The sequence below is a fragment of the Candidatus Sordicultor fermentans genome (assembly GCF_012728195.1).
GTDB classification, from domain to species: Bacteria; Atribacterota; Atribacteria; order Atribacterales; family Caldatribacteriaceae; genus Sordicultor; species Sordicultor fermentans.
Map to the genome: position 1 here is coordinate 1 of NZ_JAAYFP010000129.1, position 24,089 is coordinate 24,089.

At 40.6% G+C, this 24,089-nt stretch carries 19 protein-coding genes; all 19 read right to left on the reverse strand.

Annotation, left to right across the window (positions count from 1 at the left end):
• Positions 1-311: 311 nt before the first annotated feature.
• On the reverse strand, positions 312-1,412 hold the full coding sequence (lpxB, locus tag GXZ17_RS06855; RefSeq protein WP_409376549.1) for a lipid-A-disaccharide synthase: 1,101 nt from the start codon (positions 1,410-1,412) through the stop codon (positions 312-314).
• On the reverse strand, positions 1,413-2,255 hold the full coding sequence (locus GXZ17_RS06860) for an LpxI family protein (protein ID WP_409376550.1): 843 nt from the start codon (positions 2,253-2,255) through the stop codon (positions 1,413-1,415).
• A complete protein-coding gene (gene lpxA / locus GXZ17_RS06865; protein ID WP_409376551.1) occupies positions 2,164-2,988 on the reverse strand; it encodes an acyl-ACP--UDP-N-acetylglucosamine O-acyltransferase in 825 nt (274 codons plus the stop codon). The genes GXZ17_RS06860 and lpxA overlap by 92 nt, the downstream gene beginning before the upstream one ends.
• Positions 2,985-3,806 carry a UDP-3-O-acyl-N-acetylglucosamine deacetylase gene (gene lpxC / locus GXZ17_RS06870; RefSeq protein WP_409376552.1) on the reverse strand — a complete coding sequence of 274 codons (822 nt, stop codon included), beginning with the start codon at positions 3,804-3,806 and terminating at the stop codon, positions 2,985-2,987. The genes lpxA and lpxC overlap by 4 nt, the downstream gene beginning before the upstream one ends.
• Positions 3,803-4,825, reverse strand: coding sequence for a UDP-3-O-(3-hydroxymyristoyl)glucosamine N-acyltransferase (gene lpxD, locus GXZ17_RS06875; RefSeq protein ID WP_409376553.1), 1,023 nt, complete (start codon positions 4,823-4,825; stop codon positions 3,803-3,805). Before lpxD ends, lpxC begins: the two co-directional genes overlap by 4 nt.
• Before the next feature lie 6 nt (positions 4,826-4,831).
• Entirely contained in the window at positions 4,832-5,353 is a 522-nt protein-coding gene (locus GXZ17_RS06880) for an OmpH family outer membrane protein (protein WP_409376554.1), read from the reverse strand.
• 36 nt (positions 5,354-5,389) lie between these two features.
• Positions 5,390-7,069 (reverse strand): outer membrane protein assembly factor, encoded by a 1,680-nt coding sequence (locus tag GXZ17_RS06885; protein WP_409376555.1) that lies wholly within the window; start codon positions 7,067-7,069, stop codon positions 5,390-5,392.
• Positions 7,070-7,089: 20 nt separating this feature from the next.
• Positions 7,090-10,719 carry a translocation/assembly module TamB domain-containing protein gene (locus GXZ17_RS06890; protein ID WP_409376556.1) on the reverse strand — a complete coding sequence of 1,210 codons (3,630 nt, stop codon included), beginning with the start codon at positions 10,717-10,719 and terminating at the stop codon, positions 7,090-7,092.
• Positions 10,691-12,361 (reverse strand): SpoIVB peptidase S55 domain-containing protein, encoded by a 1,671-nt coding sequence (locus tag GXZ17_RS06895; RefSeq protein WP_409376557.1) that lies wholly within the window; start codon positions 12,359-12,361, stop codon positions 10,691-10,693. The genes GXZ17_RS06890 and GXZ17_RS06895 overlap by 29 nt, the downstream gene beginning before the upstream one ends.
• 6 nt (positions 12,362-12,367) lie before the next feature.
• Complete coding sequence (locus GXZ17_RS06900; protein ID WP_409376558.1) at positions 12,368-13,381, reverse strand: rod shape-determining protein; 1,014 nt, start codon at positions 13,379-13,381, stop codon at positions 12,368-12,370.
• 17 nt (positions 13,382-13,398) lie between these two features.
• Positions 13,399-14,658: a UDP-N-acetylglucosamine 1-carboxyvinyltransferase gene (gene murA / locus GXZ17_RS06905; RefSeq protein ID WP_409376559.1), complete on the reverse strand. Its 1,260-nt coding sequence runs from the start codon at positions 14,656-14,658 to the stop codon at positions 13,399-13,401.
• 118 nt (positions 14,659-14,776) lie between these two features.
• Complete coding sequence (locus GXZ17_RS06910) at positions 14,777-16,885, reverse strand: DNA topoisomerase 3 (RefSeq protein ID WP_409376560.1); 2,109 nt, start codon at positions 16,883-16,885, stop codon at positions 14,777-14,779.
• 14 nt (positions 16,886-16,899) lie between these two features.
• Positions 16,900-17,754, reverse strand: coding sequence for an SDH family Clp fold serine proteinase (locus tag GXZ17_RS06915; RefSeq protein ID WP_409376561.1), 855 nt, complete (start codon positions 17,752-17,754; stop codon positions 16,900-16,902).
• 20 nt (positions 17,755-17,774) lie between these two features.
• Entirely contained in the window at positions 17,775-18,356 is a 582-nt protein-coding gene (locus GXZ17_RS06920; RefSeq protein WP_409376562.1) for a FumA C-terminus/TtdB family hydratase beta subunit, read from the reverse strand.
• Between the two features lie 5 nt (positions 18,357-18,361).
• Positions 18,362-19,204 (reverse strand): fumarate hydratase, encoded by an 843-nt coding sequence (locus GXZ17_RS06925; RefSeq protein ID WP_409376563.1) that lies wholly within the window; start codon positions 19,202-19,204, stop codon positions 18,362-18,364.
• 765 nt (positions 19,205-19,969) lie between these two features.
• A complete protein-coding gene (locus tag GXZ17_RS06930; protein WP_409376564.1) occupies positions 19,970-20,761 on the reverse strand; it encodes a family 1 encapsulin nanocompartment shell protein in 792 nt (263 codons plus the stop codon).
• A gap of 14 nt (positions 20,762-20,775) precedes the next feature.
• Positions 20,776-21,135, reverse strand: coding sequence for a ferritin family protein (locus GXZ17_RS06935; RefSeq protein ID WP_409376565.1), 360 nt, complete (start codon positions 21,133-21,135; stop codon positions 20,776-20,778).
• A gap of 292 nt (positions 21,136-21,427) precedes the next feature.
• Positions 21,428-22,351, reverse strand: a complete 924-nt coding sequence (locus GXZ17_RS06940) for a 1-phosphofructokinase family hexose kinase (protein WP_409376566.1) — start codon at positions 22,349-22,351, stop codon at positions 21,428-21,430.
• Between the two features lie 2 nt (positions 22,352-22,353).
• On the reverse strand, positions 22,354-23,697 hold the full coding sequence (locus GXZ17_RS06945) for a hypothetical protein (protein ID WP_409376567.1): 1,344 nt from the start codon (positions 23,695-23,697) through the stop codon (positions 22,354-22,356).
• Positions 23,698-24,089 lie beyond the last annotated feature (392 nt).

Here is a 24,089-nt window from a genome sequence, read left to right on the forward strand (position 1 = left end):
AGTTCATACATAGAAAGAGAAATCCGCTTCCGCCCCTCAGCTAATTTCTTCCTTCCACTATTTTACCCTAAAAAGGGATTTTTTCCTAATCTTCGGAAAAGAAGAATCTGTGTACAAATCTACCTTTCGCAATCATTTAAAATAACCGCCATTTATCACTTCTTCCTCTCAACCGGTACTAATACGGGAAAGGAGAGAAATAAACCCATCCTCGAGGAGGAAAAAAGCTGATGCAAAAGATCATGTAAAAGTGAGTACAATCAATAATATACTTTTCCTGGCTATTCACAGTTACGGGCAATAAAGAATGGTCAGAGATATTCTGACACCACCTGAGCTACTTCTTCAAAAGGATTTCCTCGATTCAATTTTTCCCTGATTTTTAGAGAAAATTCGAGAGCCTTTTCCCCCGACCTTGAATCACTTAATATTTTTTCTACCTCCCTGAGAAGACGAGAAGAAGAAAAATCCCTGCCGATTAATTCAGGAGATATTTCTTCTTCCATCACAATGTTTGGCAAACCTATAAAGGTTTTTTCCATCAACAGTCGAGCTAAAAGAAAAGTTAAGAAAGCCACCCGGTAAACTATGATTTGAGGAACTCCTGCCAGAGCCACTTCTAGAGTTATAGTTCCAGAAGAGGATATAGCTAAAGAACTACCTGGCAGGACGGAAAGTAGCTCTTTTCTCTCTTTTATAGTCACTGGAAAATCAACCATTTCCTTCTCTAAAAGCTTTTGTATTTCTTGTGAGGCAGCAATCATGGTAAATTCTGCTTCTCTCTCTCTCAAGAGAAGTGGAATAAATTTTTTAATCACTGTCAAATAATTAATAATTTCTTTTTTCCGACTACCAGGTAAAAGGATTATCCTCTTTTTATCCCCTTCCAAACGGGAAAATTGGGCTTGAGGAATAAGATGGGTGGCAGGATGCCCTACCCATTCTACCTGAGCTCTACCTCCCTGGAAGTAATCCACCTCCCATGGGAAAATAGTTAAAATCCAATCTGCACATTGAGAAAGACGTGAAGCTCTTTTCCTCCCCCACGCCCACACCTGAGGAGGAACAAAATAAATCACAGGAATTTTTTTCTTGTGACAAAAAGAAGCTAATCGGAGGTTAAAACCAGGATTATCAATTAATAATACTACGTCAGGATGCTCTCTCTCTATTGCTTCTTGAGATAAACGCCAAACTTTCTTCCATTCTCCCAAAGTAGACAACACTTCCCACAAACCCACGGTAGAGAGAAAAACCGTAGGGTAAAGAAGTCGGGCACCGGCTTTTTCGCTTTTTTCTCCTCCCAGAGCTAAAAATTCTGTTTCTTCGCTTTTTTGCCGAAGAAGATAAATTATTTCTCCCCCGTAGTAATCGCCAGAAACATCACCAATAGAAACAAAAACCTTGCCCATTCAATTAATCCCTACTATTCCCACTCCCAAATTTCTTGCTTCTTCTTCTATGTTTTCCCGGTCCAGAAGGAAAGTCTTTCCCGCCTCGAGAGCAATGATTCCTCCGTTTTTAAGACACTGGACGGTCTTCTCTCCTATCGCTGGAATATCGATCAGAAAACTTTGCTGACTACGGGCCATTTTAACTACCACTACTTCTTTGCCCAGGGAAACTCCCCGCTTAATGGTTTCATCTGTTCCTTCTGCTCCCTCCAGAGCTAGTACTGTCCCGCGTTTCACTACCACGGTTTGTCCAATTTCTTCATCAGCCAAAAAACGGGCAATTCGAACTCCATAGGAAATATCTTTCCACTCCTCTGGCGATGGATCTCTCCCTGCTATTTTCCCCGGGGGGGTGAGGTACTCTTTCAAGAAAAAGAGAGGAGAAATCAACTCAACTTTTTCTTGAAATTTTGTAAGCACAGCTTGTAAAAGAGCCTGATCCTGCCATTTAGGAATAGAAAAAAATAGCCTTTCCAATTCTTCGTGAAGCACATTTTCTTCGAAAACTAAATTTTTAGGAACTTTGCCTGCCAGGCATATATGAGTTATTTTCTCCTGTTGCACAATTTCTAATACCTGAGCTAAAGACAAACCATCTATCCATAAATCAGGCTCCAGTCCTTCAGGAGGGGACAAAGAAAGAGAGCTTAAAACTAAAACTTCTCCTTCTTCTTGAGCTTTTTTATAGACTAAAAGAGGAATATTACCCTCACCAGCTAAAAGAAGTATTCTCTTCATCGCTATTTTTCCTTCCTTTTGCCCACCGGGCAACTCCTCTTTTACTCTTTTCCCAAAAACCAACAATTTCCTCTACTAATTGAGGATCAAAAGTACTCCTCTTTAATTCTTCAAGAGCTTTAGAACGAGAGAGATTACTGTGATAAATCAAATCATATATCTGGTGAATTTCTTCCCTTTTTTTTCCTTCTATTCCCCTTCTTTTCATCCCCACCAAGTTCAAGCCGAAAATCCTGGCCGGATGACCATCAGCTAATGTATAAGGAGGGATGTCCATAACCACTTTGGAAAGACCCCCTATCATAACTAACTTTCCAAGACGCACAAATTGATGAACTCCTACCCAACCACTCAAAGTGGCTAAATCCTCAATTTCCACGTAACCGGCCAGAGTGGAATTGTTAGCCATAGTAATCCCGTTTCCTAAATAACAATTATGAGCAATATGACAGTAAGCCATAATAAAACAATCATCACCAATAGAAGTTGCTTTTCCTTCTCCAGTGGCTCTATGAACAGTTACAAATTCTCGAAGAGTAGTTCTTTCCCCAATTATTACTTGAGTTTTCTCTCCCTGGTAAGATAGGTCTTGCGGAGGAGTACCAATTACTACATGGTGACCAATGTTACAGTGAGAACCAATTTCCACATTGCCTTCTATAACGGTGAAAGCACCAATTTTGGTATGAGCGCCAACTTTTATTTCCCCTTTTAAAATAGAGTAAGGACCGATCTCTACTCCTTCTTCAAGCACTACCTCTTTCCCGATCCTGGCTGTGGAATCAATCTTCTTCACTTCCTGTCCTCCATCATCATTCTTACCATTTCTCTGTTTAGAGTATGACCGGAACGAATACCTATGAAATATCCTTTAATCCTTTTTCCTGCAAGCATTAAGTCTCCTATTAAGTCTAAAATTTTATGTCCAGCAGCTTCCCCGGGAAAGCGCAGAGGAACAGAGCTTTCCCCTTTTTCATCCAGAATGAAAGCTTTTTCCCTTACTCCTTTCCCCCATCCTCTTCGTAAAATTTCTTTCACTTCCCAGGAAAAAGCGAAAGTGCGAGCAGAAAGAAGTTTGCTAAAACTATTATCGCTCTCGGAAAATTCCATCGCTTGAGAAAAATGATAGCTCTCTCCTCCATCCAGAAAATACCATGCTCGAAACTCATCATCAGGAAAAGCAAAAAGATAATGATGATTTTCCCCTATTTTAATGCTATTCTCCAGAACTAAATACTCCCGAGGAGATGATTGAACTTGAAAGCCAGCTTCCCGGAAAATATTAAACCAGAAAATAGAACTCCCGTCCCCTCCAGGAAGTTCTTCCCCCTCTACTTCCACTTCTAGATTATCTATCTTGCTGCCCCAGCAAGCAGCAAGAAAGTGTTCTATTGTAGATATTTGCTTTTCCCCCTTCTTAAGCGTCGTGCAACGAGGAGTGTCTTCCACATGTTGTATGGTAGCAGGAATAATTGTTTTCCCAACTCTGAAAAAAATACCACTATTTTCAGAAGCAGGGAGAAGAGTGACCTTTACCGATTTTCCACTATGCAAGCCTATCCCTTCAACAGTGCAAGGAGAAGCCAGAGTTCTTTGTAAAACCACTGAACTCATCTTTTAACCTGCTTACTTACCGTCTTCTCCAGATTTTTTATTTTTTCCCAGAGCTCAGGAAGCTTCCTGATTAGAGCCTTTTCTTTTAACTCTTTTTTATGTTCTTGAGCAGGAAAACCAGAAATAATTACATCATCGGGAATATTAGTTGTTACCACCGTTCGAGCGGCCATCTGTACTCCCTTACCCACTCGACGATGGTCTATTATCCCACTTTGAGCTCCCATTACTACATCGTCTCCCACTTCTGTGCTTCCTGCCACACCCGATTGAGCTACTATAACCACGTTTTTACCTATCTTCACGTTGTGAGCAATCATAACCAGATTGTCAATCTTAGAACCAGCGCCAATTCTGGTTACTCCCAGAGTAGCTCGATCCACAGTAGAATTCGCCCCTATTTCTACATCCTCTTCAATTACTACCTTTCCTACTTGAGGAATTTTGTAATAATTGTTTTTCGCTCTCTCGTAACCAAAACCATCTGCCCCTATTACCACTCCACTGTGAAGAATTACCCGATCTCCAATCCAACAATTTTCTCTCACCACTACCTGAGGGTAAAAAATACACCCTTTACCCACCTGAGTATTTCTTCCTAGGTAAACCTGAGGAAAAATAACAGTATCATCTCCTATGGTTGCTCCTTCTTCTGCTACAACAAAAGGACCTATCGAAACATTTTTACCCAGGAAAGCTTGAGGGTGAATAAAAGCTTGAGGATGAACCCCTTTTTCCGGAAAATAGGAGGGGAAAAAGTAAGGAACCAACTTAGAAAAAGCGTAACGAGGATTATCTACCAATATCACATTTTTGCCTTTTAGCTTACCTTCCATCCCCGGCTTAGTTATCACCGCCTTAGCAGAAGAAAAAAGCACTTTCTCCAAATAGGGGAAATGGTAAAAAAGAATTAAATCATCCTCTTGTGCCTCTCCTGGTTCTTTTATGCCTTTTACTTCCCAGTGGGGGTCACCTATTAAGCTTCCCCCCACTAATTCGGCAATCTCCTTCAGTTTCAAAGCCTTCTATTCTCCTGGAGCAGCAACTATATTTTTAATTTCCTCTATCACCTGGTCAGTGATATCTATTCCTCCATAAAAAACAATAGGCATTTCCAATAGCTCATTTTGGGAAACGGGTATACGCAATTCACTCCGAATAACCAGAGTAAGTTTTTGAGACTCGGCCACTTTTTTAACCGCTGCAATTACATCGCTATACCTCTGGTTTATCAAATCCTGCCGCTCTTTCAAAATTTGATCTCTAACCGGAGCCCATTCAGCATTCATTTCTTCTTCTAATTTCTGTACCTCTTCCCGAGTTTTACCCTTTCCTTTCTCATTCAACTCGGTTTGTCTTTTTTCCATTTCTTCCTGTAGTTTTTTCTCCGCATCTAATATTTTCTGAGTATTAGGATGAGCATCAAGAATCTTGTTGATATCTATCAAACCCACCGTGGCTTTTTCCGCTGCCCAACCAGGAATAGCAATCACCAAAATCGCTATTGCTATCAAAATTAACCCGACTAAAGAGTTGCTTCTTCGCATCGATCTTCTTCCTTTCTATTGTGTTTTAAATTTCTCTCAAAAAGTCTGCCCAATACTAAAGTAGGTTTGCCCACCAGCTTCTCCAATACCATAGTCCAGACGCACTGGCCCAATGGGAGTGTCAAACCTTACTCCTACTCCATAACCAGTTTTAATCTCATCCCAGCTTATATCATGAAAAAGAGGCCAGGCATAACCCGCATCACCAAAAAATACCAGCTGCGTACCTTCAGAAACCTCCCAGCGGTACTCCAGATTAAAAATCAGCATTTTATCTCCTTCAAACTCGAACAAATCATAACCCCGCAAGGTACTTACTCCTCCTACGGAAAACTTCTCGTAACTGGGTAATTCAGTATCGGCTATGCCCCCCAAAAAGCGTAAAGCCAAAACCGTATCTTCTCCTGTTTCAATATAATTTCTTAAGTCTAAAATGTATTTATTATAATCATGGTCACCGCCTAAGAATCCCCCTGCTAACTCCGCCTGTAACGTTCCATACCAACCTTCGTGGGGGTTATCTATTACATCTCGAGTATCATAAAACACTATAGGAGTTAGAGAATTAGTTTTTCCTCCTCCATCGGGAGGATTACCTTCTAAAACATTAATGTCCACATCCTCAGATTTATAGCGTAGTCGCCATCCCCAATCTTCCCTTATTTTTCCTCCTAAAGTAATATATCCTCCCACCCTTTCTTCTTCATACTTACCGACTACCTCATGATTTACCCATTCTTTCTTCTCCTCTACCTGATCATATGCAGCCAGATTAAAATAAATGGGTTCATTAAAAAGCCAGGGCTCTTCAAATAAGAAACGATAAAGAGTGCGAGTACCATATTCATATCTTAGCTCCACTCGTTGTGCATTTCCTCCTAAGTTAGATTCCTGATAACGTATGTAGCCCAACCAACCCCTCTCACTGTTATACCCCACTCCCAATCCTGCCTCACCAGTCAGCTTTTCTTCCACTTTGACTTTGACTATCACATGGTCTCGATCACTACCGGGCTCCAATTTCATAGACACATCCTCAAAAAAGCCCAGATTATAAATGGCTCTCAAGCTCTCCTGAACTTTAGAAAAGTCAAAAACCAGGGGAGGCTCAAAAGTTAATTCTCGGCGCAAAACATATTCTTTGGTTTTTTCTAAGCCTTCAAATTCCACCGCCTCCACTATTCCTTCTTTAATGGTAAAACTTAGAACTCCTTCTTCGCTAAAATTGATTTCTTCTACTGCTGTTATTAAAAAACCATTATCAGTATAAAGCGCTTTTATGCGCTCCAAATCATGTTGAAATATTTTCCAATTCATAATCTGACCTGGAGATAGAATCATAACTTTTCTAATTTCATCATAACTTAAGGCGGTGTTACCAGAAATGTTAATTTCTTTAACCGGGGGAAACTCTTGCACCTTAAAAATTAGCTCTATACCATCAGGGTATTCTTTGGTTTCTACCCATACTTTAGAGAAATACCCCAGATCATAAATAGATTTAACGTCCGCTTGCACTTTTTCGGGGTTATAAGGTTCCTTAAGAGAGGTATATACAGCAGATAAAATCAATTGTTCGCTTATGTTTTCATTGCCTTCTACTCGAATAGCTACTACCGGTGGAGAAACAGTTTGAGCATAAACCATTCCTCCCATTCCCAATACTAACAAAAATACCAATCCCCAAAACAACCTTTTAATTTTTTTCTGAACCAATTTACAACCCTCCTCCACTATCAAAATTTAGTGTTAAATTCAAGCATCCAGTTAATTTCTCCTTCAGTGTCTCCCTCCATTTTCAGAGACCATTCTTTATCAAAGTTTATTTTGAAATCCCAGGAAGAATTACCCTCACCACTCAAATCTTGAGTATAACCTATAAAGTAATTTTCACCAATACTTTTCTCCAATCTTAAGCCATAAAAGTCAGAATAATCTGAACCGGGAAATTTTATCTCTACTCCATCAAAAAGTCCACCCTTGGAAAAAAAATCTTTCCCTAATAAAAATTGCCCCAATTTCCAGAGAAGAGGTTGCCAATTAAGGTTATCCAGAGAGAGATAGGCATCTTTTTCTCCTAGAAAAAGCAAAGAAAGAATTTCCTCTTCTTCAAGGAGAGGTTCTGATTTTAAAATTAACTTATAATTATCTACAGGGCCCATAGCCTCCAGAAAAATATGATAACCTCCTATCTCCTCTTCTCCATACAAATTTACTCGAGGATTCAACCCATAAAGAGGACTAAAGGTGATATATCCTCTAATGGGAATTTTTCTCAACACCAAATCATAGTTTCCTTCCACCACTTCTAGCTTACCCTCCCCGTTGATTCTCCCGCTTCCTCCCCAAATTTTGAGTCTTCCTTCCATCTCCAAATCTAAAAAGCGAGTTTTTACTCTCAATTTATTAGCAGTATAAAGGGTAAGTTCCAAGGAAAGGGGCAGTTCTTCTAATTTCTCTTCTAGTTGAGAAAGAAGAGAAGAGTAATTTTCAGTATCCCCTCCTTTGGTAAAATCTCCCCAGCCATCGAAAATTTTCGCTTCCCCCTGGAGATTTATTATTCCATCACAGGCTCTAATTACAACATTACTCTCGACTCTAGATAGCCCCACATTCTCTTCTGGTATTTCTAATTTTCCACCTCCTGAAAGATGAATCTCAGACTCTTCTCGAGAAATAACTCCTTCTATTATCCAATTAAGACCAGCGATATGCAAGCTCCCACTTCCGAGCTGAATTTCCCCTTCCTTTATTATTCCTCGTACATTGTTAAAATCAGCATATTTCTTTCCCTCTCGCCAAATCTCACCCTCCCCCTCCACTTCTCCTTGCCAGAGAGGTTTTTCTTCATCACCAGAAATAGCAATATTGGCTTCTCCTCTCAATTGTAGCACTCCATAAGGAATAGAAAAGGAGCGATCCACTTTCCCTTTTATTTCTCCAACTAGCGTTTTTGTCTTTCCTTCCCATTTTAAACTTCCTCCTACCTCCAAACCCCCTGTCAATTCCTGGAAAAACAACTCGTTAACAACTAAATCTTCTCCATCATAATTTCCTTCCAATTTTCCCTGAAAATGGAAATCCTGTACCACGAAAGAAAGTCTTTCCGAGTAGAAAAACCACAGGTTTTTCTGAGTATCCAGGTTAATTACTACATCGGTCATTCCCGAAACAGGATAGGAAAAAGCTTTCCCCATTAGTTGTTCTAAGTTTATCCCTCTTACTTCTATTGTTCCCTCCTGAAGAAGCTGAGGATTTAAATAGTCAGTAAGAAATGATGTTTCACCTTTTTGAGGAAGAGGAGCTTTACCTCGGAGCAAAAGATGAAAATAATCTCCCCAGGGTTCTCCCTGCCAAAAAAAGTTCTTGCCCTCTCCTTCAATAAGAAAAATAACTTCGTCCCAGGAACCAGAGAGGGAGAGGAAAATTTTTTCTAAATTCCCTTCTATATCCCAGTAAGAAGGTATTTCCAGATTTTGAATTTCTCCCTTGAGATTAACCTCTCGGTAGGGATCAACCTTGCCTTTTAGAAAGAGGTGTCCCTCCTCCCAATCACAGGAGAAATCTTCTATTTCTATTCCACCATCTTCTACTTTTCCTGCTAAAGAAAATTCTTTACCTTCCATCTTTCCTATTTTCCAGAAAGGAGAAAAAAGGGAAAGGAACAAGTCTTCGCTTTTTACCACTACATTTCCATTCAGCGATAATTCTATGTTTTCCTCTTCCAAAGAATAAGAAACAGGGTAATCTTTTACCTCTATTTCTCCTTCCCAACTTTCCCTCTTCTTCTCTAAATTCCCCAGGATAACCCCCTCTCCATGCCGGAGATATAAATCACGAAATATTAGAACAGAAGGAGAAAATTCAATCTCTCCTTTCTCTATTGCACCCAGACACCAATCTTCCCAAAATAGTTTCCCTTCTTTCAGAGAGAGGAAAATTGATTTATCCTCTTCTCTTTTCCACTCCCCAGAGACCCAACCCTTTAATGGAAAATCCATTCCTTCTACAAGGTGCTCCACTTCTATGCTCTGGAAATCACCCTGGAGGGAAAGATGACCCGAGAAAACTTCTCCAGAGAGAGTTATTTTTCCTCCTCCCCAATTTCCTTCACCATACAATACCGTTTTTCCATTTTGCCCTAATTCTACATTTAACAGGGGTTCACTTACCAAAAAATCACCCATCTGAAGATAACCACCCCTCCAAGTTAGATGACCTTTCCACTCCTGTCCCTCTTTATTTATTACCCCTTGAAAATTTCCCTCTCCTTCCCAATCCAGAGACCTATTAAATTTTACCAAAGTATCAAGTATATTAATTTCAATATTTCCTTTTTCCCAAGAAGTTATAGCTTGCATCTCTTCTTTTAATTCTAATCCTTCGAAAGAAGAACCTGAATCTATATTAAAAGCTAAAACACTTCTTTCTAAGAAGGAAACCCCACCCTTTATATCCATTCTATTTCCCCAGAGAGAAAATTTTCCCCTCCAGAGAGGAGATGAAAGACTCATATCCATTGCTATATCCAAAAAATTCTTTTCTTCTCCCAGATAAATTTCACCCTCTCCTTCTAGGAAAGAAAGATCGTTTTTTATTTTCCCTTCTCCTCGAAAAAGACATCTGTTTTCTTCTGTCTCCCATAACTCAAGAGGAGAAAAAACCATATTCTCCTCGGTAAAAGAAAGAATAGCTTTAAAACTTAAGTTGTAAGGGGAAGAAACTTTCCCTTCCACTTTACCATCTTTCATATCCCAGTATACTTCCCCCTGAAAGGGTAAATTACTTGATACCAGGTTAAAGTTAAAGTGGAGGTTATCTCCCTCCCGGAAAATACCCTCCACTCTCCCGGAAGGAAGAGAAATTCCCAAAGATAGTTTACCCTCTCTATCCTTTCTTAAGGAAACCTCTTCCCCAGAAAACTGAAGCGATTTTATCTTTTTGATTTTTATCTCTCCCGGGGGAAGAAAAGAAAGAGAAAAAGAAGGTAATTTTTGAAGAAATTTCTGAGAAGAAGACAATTCTACTTCTTCTAAGAACAAATAAAAGGCTTTCTCAGAAGGTGAAGCACCAAAGAAATACCGCCAGTCCCATTGCAAAATAGCTCTAGAAACAAAAAAAGAGAAATCTTCTCCCCTCCCACTAACTCCCTGCAATCGGAGCTGGTTAGGAAAGCGAAAGGAAAACTTTTCGATATTTATTTCGCTTTTTACTTTCTTCTCCAGTTCAGAAGGAAACCGGATAGTAAAGTAATCAATTACTCTTTTTTGACCATAAAACCAAATAAAACAAAAACTCAAAAAAAAACAAAGCCCAAGCAGAGCCCACTTTCTCAACTTATCTAATCCACACTTCCTCAGAAACACTTCCTTCTAAAATCAGAGGAAGACCCACCCATTGAGTAAAGTAAACTTTCTCATCTTGCGGAAAAGAACCTGCTTTGCTGAATATCTCTACTACCAACCCTTCGCTATGAAGGTTATCTAATCGCTTCTGCAAATAATCATAAAGAGAGGAAGAGAAACTTGCTTCTTCTTTATTAGTCTCCAATTCCAGATTACCACTGCTTTTACCTCTGACAGTAATCTCTGCTGCACCAGGTAGAAAATCTGCTGGTACAAGAAAAGGAAAGCTAACGCCCCTCTCTCCTTCCCGCCAGAGAAACAAATTTACTTTTCCTTCCATTTCTTTGTTCCGTCCAATAACTTTGGGTAAATCTAAAGAAGTAAGCCAGGCATGTTGAATACCGGAGATTACATCTACTTCTATACTCACCTCACTTAAATTGAGCTTTCGACAAGGATTATTCAAAATAGTTTTGAATACCTCTCCTAAGCCACTGGAAGTGGCACTAGCAATATCTGAATCGCTTATCCAAAAAAACTCTTCCTGCCAGGAAAAGTCTTCTCCTTCCAGGTTAAGATTGACATTTGCGCTACCGGACATTTGAGAATCTATACTCCGATCAATAGCGTCTAAAACCAGCTCAGGTAGCATATCTACTAATATATCTTCATCCCTCACCACTTCAAAGCTGTATTCTCTTTCCTCTTTACCTTCATTCCTGACCTTAATTACAATTTTACTTACCTCTGGCATTACTCCTATCTTGCCTGCTACCCCGGCACTCCGGTCTTGATCAATAATCCCTACCTCTTTTATTACCTTTCCCACTTTGAAAGGTAGATTGGCTCCTTGCAAACTGAAATTCACATATACTGAGGAAAGAAAATAATTGGCCTCCCCTCGATGCAAAAAGGGGTGTCCTAAAGCTAATATCCGATCTTCATCGCGTAAGGTAAGAGTCCCAATACTCATTACTTCAGCATCTCCCCTCACCAATTGAATGCCTATGGCACTTCCAGGTTGCAAAGAATCATTCTCTGAAGTTCTTTTTTTACCCCACGAAAGTACAGGAACAGTAAAAATCTCTTTCAGGCAGAAGCGCTCTCTCAATTTGTTAGCTACTCCACTACTAGCTCTTTCTCCCAAACCCAAAACGAAAATCGTTGACTCAGGAACAAGAGGGGAAAAAGAAATAGGCTTTTCCTCCTGGATCACCTCTTCCCCCTGAATAGCTTCCTCCTCCCACAAATCTTCCTCCCACAAAGGAAGCATAGCCTCTATGGGTGTCACCACTCCTACCAGGTTATCTTTGGTTTCCCAGCTATAAGAAAGAGCTCCGGCTATTTTACCCCGGATAAAAATCGGAGAACCACTCATCCCCGCCGATATTCCACCCATTTCCTCAAGTTTTTTGTCTGTTACCTTAACCACAAAGTAGCTTTCTTCTACTTTCTTTCCTTCCACTACATCCATTACTTCCAGCTGAAAATCTTCAACTTCAGTACCATAAAAAACGGTCTTACCTACCGCCTTCATGCCTCTTTTAATTTGAGAAAAAGGAAAATAAGAGATAGAAGCGCTTTCTACCGGGAAAGATAGCCCCAGGAGAAAACAGGTAAGAATCAGAATAAACCAGCGCCGTCTCTTAAACTGAGCAATCAATTCTAATTACTTCTCCCTTTTAGTATAGAGGAGTCCATCTCTTAGCAATTTCAGGTAATCTAATACTTTACCCGCTCCTAAAGCTACACAGGAAATGGGGTCTTCTGCAACATATACCGGGGTGCCCAAGGCTTTACTGAGCATCTCATCTATTCCTCGTAAAAGAGACCCTCCTCCGGTTAAACAGATACCTTTTTCTCCAATATCAGCAGCTATTTCTGGAGGGGTTTTTTCCAGCACCGACCGAGCTGCTTCTATTATAGAGGAAAGCTGTTCACTCAAACATTTATATATTTCTGAAGAAGTAAGAGAGATTTCCTTTGGCAAACCAGAAACTAAATCTCTACCCTTAACTTTAAGAGTTTTTTCTTCTTTAGGAGGAACTGCCCAGCCAATTTCGATTTTAATAACCTCCGCCGTTTTTTCCCCTATCAGGAGGTTAAATTTCTTCCGTAAATGTTTAGTTATAGCCTCATCTAATTGATCTCCAGCAACTCTTACCGATTGACTGGCTACCACCCCTCCCAGGGAAAGAACAGCAATATCAGTAGTACCTCCACCAATGTCAATCACCATGCTCCCCGAAGAGCCAGTGATATCTATACCCGCACCTAAAGCAGCAGCCATAGGCTCCTCTATAAGGTAGGCTCTTCTTGCTCCCGCTCGATATGCAGCGTCCAGTACTGCTCTTTTTTCTACTCCTGTTCCTCCCGAAGGAGTGCACACCACCACATCAGGTTTAAAGAGACTCTTACCACATACCTGTTGAATAAAGTAAGTGAGCATTCTCCGAGTAACTTCATAATCACTAATTACTCCTTCCCGAAGAGGACGATGAGCTACTATATATTCGGGAGTTTTACCAATCATTTCCCAGGCCTCTCTACCAATAGCTAAAATCTCGTTAGTATTTTTGGATATAGCCACCACTGATGGCTCGTTCAAAACTATACCCTTCCCGTAAACGTAAATCAAAGTGGTAGCAGTACCCAGATCAATTCCTAATCTCTTATTCCACATAAATAATTCCTCCCGTTTTATTCATCACACCTATCTATAGAAGCTCCTAAAGAGCGAAGCTTGGTTTCTAAGTTTTCATAACCTCGGTCGATATGTAAAACTCCATACACTTCAGTTTCTCCTTCGGCAGCTAGACCAGCCAGAACCAAGGCTGCTCCGGCTCGAAGATCAGGAGCAGTAACTTGAGTTCCAGCCAATTTTTCTACCCCAGTAACCACTGCGCTTCTTCCTTCCACTCGAATTTTAGCCCCCATTCTTTCCAGTTCTCCCACGTGAGCAAAACGACTCTCAAAAACTGTTTCAGTAATCACACTTACGCCTTCTGCTAAAGAAAGAAGAGCCATAAACTGAGCCTGCATATCAGTAGGAAAACCAGGATAAGGCATAGTTTTAATATTAGCGGCCTTAGGTCTATTCTCTGAGATCACAAAGATGCTGTCTTCCCCTTTTCTTTCTACCACCGCTCCAATCTCTTCTAATTTAGTAATTACCGAGCGAAGAGAAGAGTATTCTACTCCTTTTATCTCTACCCTACCCCGGGTGATAGCTGCCGCTACACAAAAAGTACCTGCTTCAATTCTATCATTAATAATAGTATATTCACACCCATGCAAATTTTTAGTACCTCTCACGACTATAGTATCAGTGCCTGCTCCTTCGATTTCTGCTCCCATTAAAGAAATGAAATTAGCCAGATCCACCACTTCTGGCTCACAAGCTGCATTAGATATAACCGTTTCTCCCTCGATAGTAGCAGCCAGCATCATAACATTTTCCGTTGCTCCTACACTGGGAAAATCGAAGTAAACTTCTCCTTCATGGAGCTGAGATGCCCATGCTTCTACGTAACCAGAGTGCATGGATATTTCTACTCCCAAATGGCTAAAACCTTTAAGATGAAGGTCAATAGGGCGAGAACCAATAGCACACCCTCCAGGAAGAGGAACTTGAGCGCGGCCATGACGGGCAATAAGAGGACCGGTCACCAGGAAAGAAGCTCTCATTTTACGAATCAGTTCATAAGGAGCTTCACTGGTATTGTATAAAGCAGGAGAAATCCGGTAGGCATGTTCTCCCACCTTTTCCACTTTACACCCTAAACTTTCCAGAACTGAGAACATGGTCTCTACATCTAAAAGATGGGGAACATTTTTAATTAAAGAAGGAGAATCAGCTAATAAGGTTGCTGCTAAAATGGGTAAAGCGGCGTTTTTAGCTCCTCCTATCTGTACTTCTCCTTGTAAAGGTTTTGAGCCTCGGATTACAAACTTACTCAACTGTTCTCTCTTTCCGCCTCTCGTATAATTAGTGAAAGCATCAAATCAATTCCTGCACTATTATAATCGATTTTTTTGACATCTACATCCTGGTTTCCTAAAAAACTTCTTAAAAGTGTTAGGAAACACCGGAGGAAGCTTCTCGGGTAGAAAATTCAAATTCTACCTTCCCTTCTTCCTGAAGAACCAGATAAGCAGAAAACTTCTTGCCTTTACGGGACTTAAAGCCGTAAAGCTTGTCCGTTCTACCCGTGGTAATTAATTTTTGAGCTTCCTGGCGGTTAATAAATCTTCCCGCTATCTTCTTCCAAATGGTAAATGGGCAACCTTCTTTCCATCGGGAGCAGCTAAAAGATTTACGATTTTCATGGACTGGAGCTCCACAAAGGGGACAGTTCCCAACAGGCATAGACATCTTTTCTCTTTCTCCCCGGTCCTCCATACTTTTAACTTTTTCTACCATTTCCACTGTAAATTTTCTAATTTCCTCCATGAAGGTATCTCGAGAGAATTCCCCTTTCTCAATCTGGTTGAGCTTTTTTTCCCATTCTCCGGTAAGTTGAGGAGATGATAGCTCGGGAACTGGTATATTTTCTATCAAATTTATTAACTCTTTCCCTTTGGGAGTGGGTATAAGGGTTTTACCACTCCTTTCCACATAACCTACTTGTATTAATCGTTCAATTATGGCTGCCCGGGTGGCTGGAGTACCAATACCTCCCTCTTTCAATATTTCCTGTAGCTCTTCATCCTCTACAAACCGGCCTGCTCCCTCCATAGCTGACAAAAGAGTAGCTTCAGTATAGCGAGGAGGGGCTTTGGTTTCTTTTTCTTCCATCCAGGCTTTTTCCGTTTTCACTGTAGTTCCCTTTTCAACTGCGGGTAAGAAGTCTTCTTCCTCTCCCTCTTCTTTTCCATAAATTGCCCTCCAACCTGCCTCCAGAAGAACTTTAGATTTGCTAACAAATTTCTCATCCTCCACCACAGTTTTGATACTACGATGAACCCAAACTGCTTCAGGATAAAAAGAGGCAATAAATCTTTTTACGATTAAATTCATGATTCTACTGTCATTTTCACTTAAACTTTCCCAATCAATTTTCTCCCCGGTGGGGATAATGGCATGGTGGTCGGAAACTTTGCTTTTGTCAAATATTCTTTTATCCTTTAGAGCTTTCCCTCGAGGAAATTCTTCCTTTACCCATTCTGCAAAATCACACTCTGCTAACATACGCCAGCACTTCTCTACCTGGGAAATTAAATCAGGAGAAAGATAGCGAGAGTTGGTGCGAGGGTAAGTTATCAGTTTATGACGCTCATAGAGTCTTTGAGCACTATCCAGAGTGCGTTTAGCTGAATAACCAAAAAGTTTATTGGCATCTCTTTGTAATTCAGTAAGGTCATAGAGAAGAGGGTGAGGTTCTTTAACCTTACGCTCCTTGTATTCAGCTACTTTCCCCTCTTGACCTTTAACTTTATTTACTATTGATTGAGCTTTCTCCTTCTCCCAAACTCGGTCTTCCTTTTTTTCCCATTTCCCCCGGTAAGAACCAGAGGGGGAAGAGAATTCAGCGAATATTTCCCAGTAAGGAACGGGAACAAATTTTTCTATTTCTCTTTCTCTTTCAACCAAAATAGCCAGAGTAGGAGTTTGCACTCTTCCTACAGAAAGCAGAGTTTTATAGCGAGCAGTAAACACTCGAGTGCCATTGATGCCTACCAACCAATCCCCCTCTGAACGACACTTGGCTGCCTGAGCTAAAAGTTCATAATCATCTCCGGGTTTAAGATGGGAAAAAGCCTCTTTTATAGCCTCTTGAGTCATAGAAGAAAGCCAAAGGCGGTAAACTGGTTTGCTACCCGCTAAAAATTCATAAATATAGCGGAAGATTAGCTCTCCTTCTCTACCTGCATCACAAGCATTTATTATCACTTCCACTTCTTTAGAATTAATGAGTTTTTTGATAACCTCTAACCTTTCTTCTGCTCCTTCTATGGCTTTCAGCTTAAATTCATCCGGCACAACCGGTAACAGAGCAAGACGCCACATTTTCAGTTTTTTATCATAATCTTCTGGTTCAGCTAAAGTCACTAAGTGTCCAACTGCCCACGTAACAATATAATCTTCATTCTCCCAGTATTCCTTCTTCTTCTTCATTTTACCCAAAGCACGGGCTATATCCTGAGCCACACCAGGTTTCTCAGTAATGATTAACTTCTTACCCATAATATTCACATCCTTTACTCAACTTTTTCTTTTCCTCCTGTGGGTCGACGGTGAGGAGCATAAGGAGCAGGAACATACTCCACGGAAGGCCGTTGCTGTTGTGGTTGAGGATAAAGGTCCATAAGCTGGTAAATCTCGTCTGGTAAACCCTCTTGCACTGGAAGTCCTAATTCTTTTGCCATCTCTAAAGTAATGGGAAAATCGTGAGTCCATCGACCCTCGGACAAAATCCTGGCTAACTCCCGGGCTTTTTCCTCAGGAAGACGTTCATCAACTAAATTTAAAACTACCTGATAAACCTGATTAATAGCTTTGCGAGCAATATCACCTAAAATTAAGGTTTGATCATCCCGATTGGGGTTAGGCTCTTCCAGAGCTTTTAAAATCGAGGCAGCCGGGTATTGAGCTTGAACTGTACCTATTTGAGGATCGACAGGTCCTAAAACAGCATTGGGATCCATAATTATCTCATCTGCTGCCAGAGCAATCAGCGTTCCTCCCGACATAGCGTAATGAGGAATAAACACTGTAACTTTAGCCGGGTGCCTTTTTATAGCACAAGCAATTTGTTGAGCAGCAAGTACCAGCCCTCCGGGAGTGTGGAGAATCAAATCAATGGGCATATCCTCAGGAGTAAGATGAATAGCTCGCAATATTTTTTCTGAATCCTCAATATTAATATAGCGTGCTATAGGTAGACCTAAAAAGCTAACTGATTCTTGCCTGTGGATCATGGCAATTACCCGCGATCTCCTTTTTCTCTCCAAACTCTTAATCGCTGCCATTCTTTGCTGCTCAATCATCTTCTTCTGCAAAGCAGGCAGGTAAATACTAAAAATGAGGATAAGAAAGATTATATCCCAGAACATTTTTTACAACCTCCCTTATATCAGTATTCATTATATAAAGCAAGATTACGATATTTTATTTTCCCCTCTTTAAAAATATCTCCTCCTTGAGCATCATAAGCTACCAAAAGGGGAAATTGTTCCACTTTCAAGCGCAAAAGAGCTTGAGCTCCCAGGTCTTCGTAATCCAACACTTCTTTTTCTACTACAAAAGTGGAAAGATAAGCTGCTGCTCCTCCGCAAGCCAGTAAATAAAGGGCTCCATATTTCTCTAAAAGTTCCTTCACTTCCTCTCTTCTCTCCCCCTTTCCAATGGTCGCCCGCAAACCTTTTTGCAGAAAATATTCCAGATATTTATCCATTCGGCTACTGGTGGTGGGACCAATTGACCCTATTATCTCTCCTCGGCGAGCAGGAGTGGGACCAGCATAATAAATAACTGATCCCGAAAAAGAAAAGGGAAGTTCTTTCCCTTTTTCCAGGTCCTCTATCAGGCGTTGATGAGTTAAATCACGAGCCACGTAGACAACTCCATTTAAATGAACTTTATCACCTGCTCGCAAAAATTTAATCTCTTCCACCGAAAGAGGAGTTTTTAGAATTACTTCTTTCTTCCCTTCCATTTGCTTCACCATTTCAAGGTTTTCTGACGGAAAACATGACAGCTGCACACTAAACCCACCGGGAAACTGGCTATATGACAAGGATAGGTTTCTATTCGGACTTCTAGACAGGTAGTCTTTCCTCCCACTCCTTGAGGACCAATTCCCAGTCGGTTGATATCTTCTCGCCATTTTTCCTCTAATTCCCGATAGCGAGGGTCGGGATTGGCTTCTCCTAGAGGGCGGGATAAAGCTCGAGATGCGAGATAAAGAGCATAGGGAGCATTACCACCTATTCCTACTCCTACAATAAGAGGAGGGCAAGCTTGCCCTCCCTTTGTATCCAGCTCCCTGAGAACAAATCTCTCTACCTCTTCTGGTTTGCTACCCGGTTCTAAAATTCCCAAAGAGCTGATATTATCGCATCCTCCACCCTTAACCAGAAGATCTATGCGAAGCTCATCTCCTTCTTCTAGTTCAAAGAAATAAACGCCTGGAGTATTATCTCCAGTATTCTTACCAAAGAAAGGGTCAGACATTATGGACTTTCGAAAATAATTATTTTTATAAGCTCTCCTTATAGCCTCATCCAGTGCCTGGCGCAAGCTTCCTCCCTTAATTCTTATTTCTTCTCCTTTTTCCACTTTAGCCATCACCATTCCCGTATCCTGGCAGAGAGGAAGATGTCGCTCTTCCGCTACCACGTAATTTTCCATTACCTGTGATAACATTTCTCGAGCTAAATCATTGTCTTCAGCTGCTAAAGCTTCTAACATTTTCTCTCTAAGTAGTTGGGGACTGATTATATTCAGCTCTTCTAATGCCTTTTCTACCTGTTGAACTATCTCTTGAAATTCCAATTCTTTCATTTTCTACTTCCTCTTCGTAGTTTAATTCTAAAACCCCGGAGACTCCGCTTTAATCCTTTATTTTACCACCAGTAGTGGACTTCTTCTTTAACATAATTATTGTGAATCTCCGCTATTTTCTCCGCAACCTCCTCAAAAACAGAGAAAGTTCCGATGCTCAAGAGTTTTCTCGACTTGTTCTGGGTCTTTAGCTCCGGGAATAACCGTAGCAACTTCGGGAAACATAAGAATTCATTTCCCTTTAACTATTTCATCCAGTATATCAAAAGCTTCAGAGTTACAGTAAAGTTCTACAGAAAGGAACGGAGCTGCAAAAGGCCTATAGCTTCTGCACCCAAGTTAGAGAAACTTCTATCCACAAGAGCATTCAAGCCTTCCCGATTATAACTGAAAATAAAAGTGAAGAAACAGCACGTAATGCTACTCAGATAGCCTCTTCTTCTACCTTTCCTAATCCACTTCCAATAGCCCAGGCGCAAAACTGACTTCTCTTACTGTTCAACCCGTTTGACCAAAAACCCCGTAGTTCAAGATTTTATCTCTCCCATTATTTTTTTATAAATTATAACAGAAAATAACTCAGAGCAAAGAGCAAAGCAAATTAACCTACTAATAAAAGAAAGGGAGATAACGAAAGATGCCAGAAGTCTTCAGTCAGTTGAAACCCGTTGAATGCTTCGCAAAACAATCTTGCTTTAGGCAGGGAGACAATTGTAATTGTCTCCCTGCGGACTTACAGGGTGTACAATTCTTGATTTTTGCCACTTATTCTTCCAGAATACCAATAGCTTGAGGTTCCCGGATAAGAGGAACTATGCTCTCAGAGATATTGAAAACTAAATCTCCTTCCTCAGGCCCGATAAATCCTACAGTCATATCCTGACCCACCACTAAGGAAACATAGTTTTTGTTAGAATCTAATATTACTCCTCCCTTTTTGAGGAAAGGAGCCTTTACTACCCCATCTCCTACTATTTCCTTCAGATGTTCCAGTTCTGTTTTAGCTCCCTGACTATAAATCCGCAAAAGGAGATTGTAGCGCTTTGGTGCTAAAGCCAGAGTATAGGGGCCATGAAATCCTCCCTCATCAAGAAGGGTAACAGCCTGAATGATATCATTTGCCGCTTCACCTGTCTCTTCCCAGGAAGACAGTTTCATTTTTTGGCTTCCTGTAACAGTCAGAAGACCGGGAATACCCGTCAGTCCTTGAAAAATAATCTCGTCTTCCTGGCGAGCGCATTCCCGAGTAGCTTCAACAAGAGGCGTTAAGTCTATAGTCACTCTTTCTCTTTCATAATTGGCTAAATCCATTTTTCTCAACCGGAAAGACCTCTGGATTTCCACTAAAGAAAGAGCCTGGCTCAGTGAAACCCCTTCTCCCTCTGAAATATTAGACAAAGAGACGAATTTTAGTCCTAAACCAAAAGGACCTTCCCAGGAAAGGATTCGTCTCCCCGAAAGATAAGCTTTAGCCACCTCTATCATGGTTCTATCCAGCAATTCCCAAACTTGAGGGGTTAAAGGAGCATCTTCCCGACTTAAGTATTTATTAGCCATCTCTTACCCTCCTTTCAGCTCTCTTTGAGAGGTCCCACAGTAGGAGGCTCTCCCTCTACAATTTTTCCTTCTTGATACAGTTCTTCTCGCATTTCCTCCACCTCTTGTTTTCCCTCAGCCAGGAACTGGTCTTCATCCTGAGTAAGAATTTGCAGCAAACGCAAAAACTCCCCAGCATGAACTCGTTCCTCGTCAGCAATATCGAGTAATACTTTCTTGGCCAGAGGATGGTCGGTAGCATCGGCTTGAGCAGTATAAAGATGAATGGCTTCCTCTTCTGCTGCTATACTAAGACGAATAGCCCGGATGAGTTCTGATAAACTCATTTTCTTATCGGGAGTTAGACCGCTGAAAGGATTTAAAAATTCAGCCATTTTCTTACCTCCTTAAAAAGCTTTTAATTTATTCTACCACAATGAAGTTATAGTATCCCGCAAAATCTGTTAAACTGCTAAAACTTCAAAAAGCAAATTATGTCGAAAGTCAAACGACAGTAAAACATTAGGGATACTATAACTTCTTCAGTAATCTTTTGTTTTTGTATCCTGTCTTTAATTTTTTGTTTTTAGCGCCGCAAGCACGCTGGGGGTACTTTCCCCCAGCGTTATAGTTTTTAGCTTTTTTATCTATTTTGCTTTTACAGTTTACGGCGTAAACTGTCTTTAACTATAAATCTTTCTCCACTATTACTTTTTCTTTCATCTCTTCTACTTCCTTTTTTTCTAATCGACAAACATCCCAAACTCGGGCATTACAAGCCCCTGCTGCTGCTCCCCAGCGCAAACATTCTACAAGGCTCAACCCTGCTTGAAGAGCATAAACAAAAGCGCCTAAAAAAGCATCACCAGAACCTACTGGATTCACTGTTCGAACCCGAGGAGATAAAGCAAAATAGATTTCTCCTCCATCTTTTAATATTACTCCCTTTTCTCCTCGAGTAAGGATGATTTTCTCGCTTCCGGGAGATGAGATAAAGTCAAAAAATTGCTTCAAATCTTCTTGGCTTTCTATTTTTCTTCCCCAGGTAGTTTCTGCCTCTTCCCAATTCATCTTTAAAAGCCAAGGAGAGGTGTCTAAAGCTAATCTGAGCGCCTCTCCTCTACTATCTATTATAACTTTCTTCCCCGAGCTTACCCTCTTTCCTAACTCTCGATATACCGAAGGAATAGAGGGAGGAACACTTCCACAGAATAAAAAAATTTCTCCCTCTTTTTCCAGCTCCCGAAAGCAGGTGATAAAATTCTCTAATTCTTCATCTTTTACTTGGGGGTCGGGCTCAAAATATGCAGTTTGTTGCCATCTCTCATCCACTACAGTGGTAACCACTCGGGTAAAGGATTCAATTTCTACCGGATAGGTATCGATTTTTTCTTCTTCTAATAATTCTTTAACTCTATTCCCGGTATAACCTCCTAAAAATAAAAGATGTTTTGCCTCCTCACCCCAGGTTTTAAGAACTCGAGATACATTAGAACCTTTTCCTCCCGCCACTTCTTGCATCTCTTGAACCGGGATTTTTTCTCCCCAGTGGTTCTCTTTAATAAACAAAGTTTTATCCACGCAAGGGTTAGGAGTGACTACCACAACCATAACTACTCTCCAAATTGCTGAAGCAAGCGAGAAGTAGATTCCTCTCCCACTTGTTTAATTGCCTTTTCTTCAGCAGGAGTGTTTTTCCCTAAAGAGGCAAAAAATTTATTTCTCTTCCGCCGGTTGGAGAAATTTTCTTTAGCCCAATCGCTTGTATAACCTCTCCGAGAGCTCATCTCCATAACTACGTGTCCCCACAGAACCCAGGCACTCTCTAAAAAGTGAGGGGCAAGAGGTTCAAGATAGGGAGAGTCAAAGTCATCAACCAATTTTTGCCCATAACGATTAAGCTCTGTTCCCACAAAAACAGGCATATCTCTTTTTTTTGTTTCTTCTACTATTTCATAGAGCTTAGCTAATTTTATCTTTCTTTCTTCCTCGCAAGGGATATTCCAGGCTCGGTCGGGAATGAGAAAGATAGTCTCTACGCCATTAGCCAAACAAAATTCCAAGAGCATTTCCGGGTCTCTTTCTCCACTATTAGTCCCATCTAACCAAGAAAAAGAAGGTATAGCTCCTAACCCCCAAATCATTTTATTAACTTCCGATCGCGACGGAAAATCCCCGGCATCAGGTTTTACATAACCCACCCCTCCAAATTTGATGAGCTTACTGCGGATAAAGTCATAAAAAGTAGCTTTATCCCGGAAGAGTTTCTTAACTTCTTCTTTTTCCATAGCCAATTTTTCTCCCCAGAACTTTGCTCTTTCCTCTTCATCGGGGATCAAAGCTTCACTTTTTAGAGCATAAGCAAGAACTATATGTCTCTCGGTGGGGTTGCCGGAGGGGGTAAGAGGTAACAAATCCTCTTGGTAGTCAATTTGCACTTTACCTAAGTAAGCATTGACTTTTTCTATTACTTTCTGATTTCTGGTCTGGGCAATTTTTTTTAGACTCAAAAGAATTTGCTCTATTTCACTACCTTTATCAGGAAGGCGGGTAAAACCATTACCCATATAATAAGCCACCCCCGGTTCATGGGGAGAACTAAACTCCTTATCGGGAAACTCCGGAAGATGAACTCGAGTTTCAATACCTGAGGAAAAGGGCAAACCTACTTCCAGCCCTCCTCGCTGAAATTCAGGCACTGCATCAAGAACATCAAAATCCACGCTTCCCGCCATGCTCAAACCCAGCTCTTTGGCTTTCCAAATGACGTGTAAAGGTGAATAACCATAAGCATTAAAAGAAAAGAAGGTGTGAAAATGAAGATTAACTCGAGGAGAAGGAGGGGGAAGGATTATCTCCCCTTTTTTAGCTTTTTCCACTAATTTCAAAAAAGCATTCCAACGCTCTTCATAATCAAAACTATCTAGTTTTTCTTCCCAGTATTGAATATCGTTCATATCTCATTACCTCATTTCCATTATAGTTAACCACAAAATCCATTACAATGACTATGAGGGGGTAAACCCCCTCATAACCCCCAAAAGAAAAAAACAAACAGCCTACGGCGTAAGACTAAAAAGCACAACAGATTGAAAAACTACAAACTTATAACGCTGGGGAAAATCGTCCCAGCATAGCAACCTTGAGTTTTTGACTTCCAATATAATTTACTTTTTAAAGTTTTTAACATTTTAACCAGTTTTGCTGGATGCTATGGTTTTTGATAGCTATCAAAAACCATAGCACTTCTTCTACCTATTGTAGCTAACCATTGCTGAAATAAAAACATCAAAATGAGAAATAGGGGAACAAAAATCATAGTCAGGCGCAGACTAAAAGCTGTCCCTAT

Coding starts and splice junctions, on each gene's coding strand:
- lpxB (WP_409376549.1), bottom strand. CDS start 1,412: ATGGGCAAGGTTTTTGTTTCTATTGGTGATGTTTCTGGCGATTACTAC.
- lpxC (WP_409376552.1), bottom strand. CDS start 3,806: ATGAGTTCAGTGGTTTTACAAAGAACTCTGGCTTCTCCTTGCACTGTT.
- GXZ17_RS06880 (WP_409376554.1), bottom strand. CDS start 5,353: ATGCGAAGAAGCAACTCTTTAGTCGGGTTAATTTTGATAGCAATAGCG.
- GXZ17_RS06900 (WP_409376558.1), bottom strand. CDS start 13,381: ATGTGGAATAAGAGATTAGGAATTGATCTGGGTACTGCTACCACTTTG.
- GXZ17_RS06910 (WP_409376560.1), bottom strand. CDS start 16,885: ATGGGTAAGAAGTTAATCATTACTGAGAAACCTGGTGTGGCTCAGGAT.
- GXZ17_RS06915 (WP_409376561.1), bottom strand. CDS start 17,754: ATGTTCTGGGATATAATCTTTCTTATCCTCATTTTTAGTATTTACCTG.
- GXZ17_RS06920 (WP_409376562.1), bottom strand. CDS start 18,356: ATGGAAGGGAAGAAAGAAGTAATTCTAAAAACTCCTCTTTCGGTGGAA.
- GXZ17_RS06925 (WP_409376563.1), bottom strand. CDS start 19,204: ATGAAAGAATTGGAATTTCAAGAGATAGTTCAACAGGTAGAAAAGGCA.
- GXZ17_RS06930 (WP_409376564.1), bottom strand. CDS start 20,761: ATGGCTAATAAATACTTAAGTCGGGAAGATGCTCCTTTAACCCCTCAA.
- GXZ17_RS06935 (WP_409376565.1), bottom strand. CDS start 21,135: ATGGCTGAATTTTTAAATCCTTTCAGCGGTCTAACTCCCGATAAGAAA.
- GXZ17_RS06940 (WP_409376566.1), bottom strand. CDS start 22,351: ATGGTTGTGGTAGTCACTCCTAACCCTTGCGTGGATAAAACTTTGTTT.
- GXZ17_RS06945 (WP_409376567.1), bottom strand. CDS start 23,697: ATGAACGATATTCAATACTGGGAAGAAAAACTAGATAGTTTTGATTAT.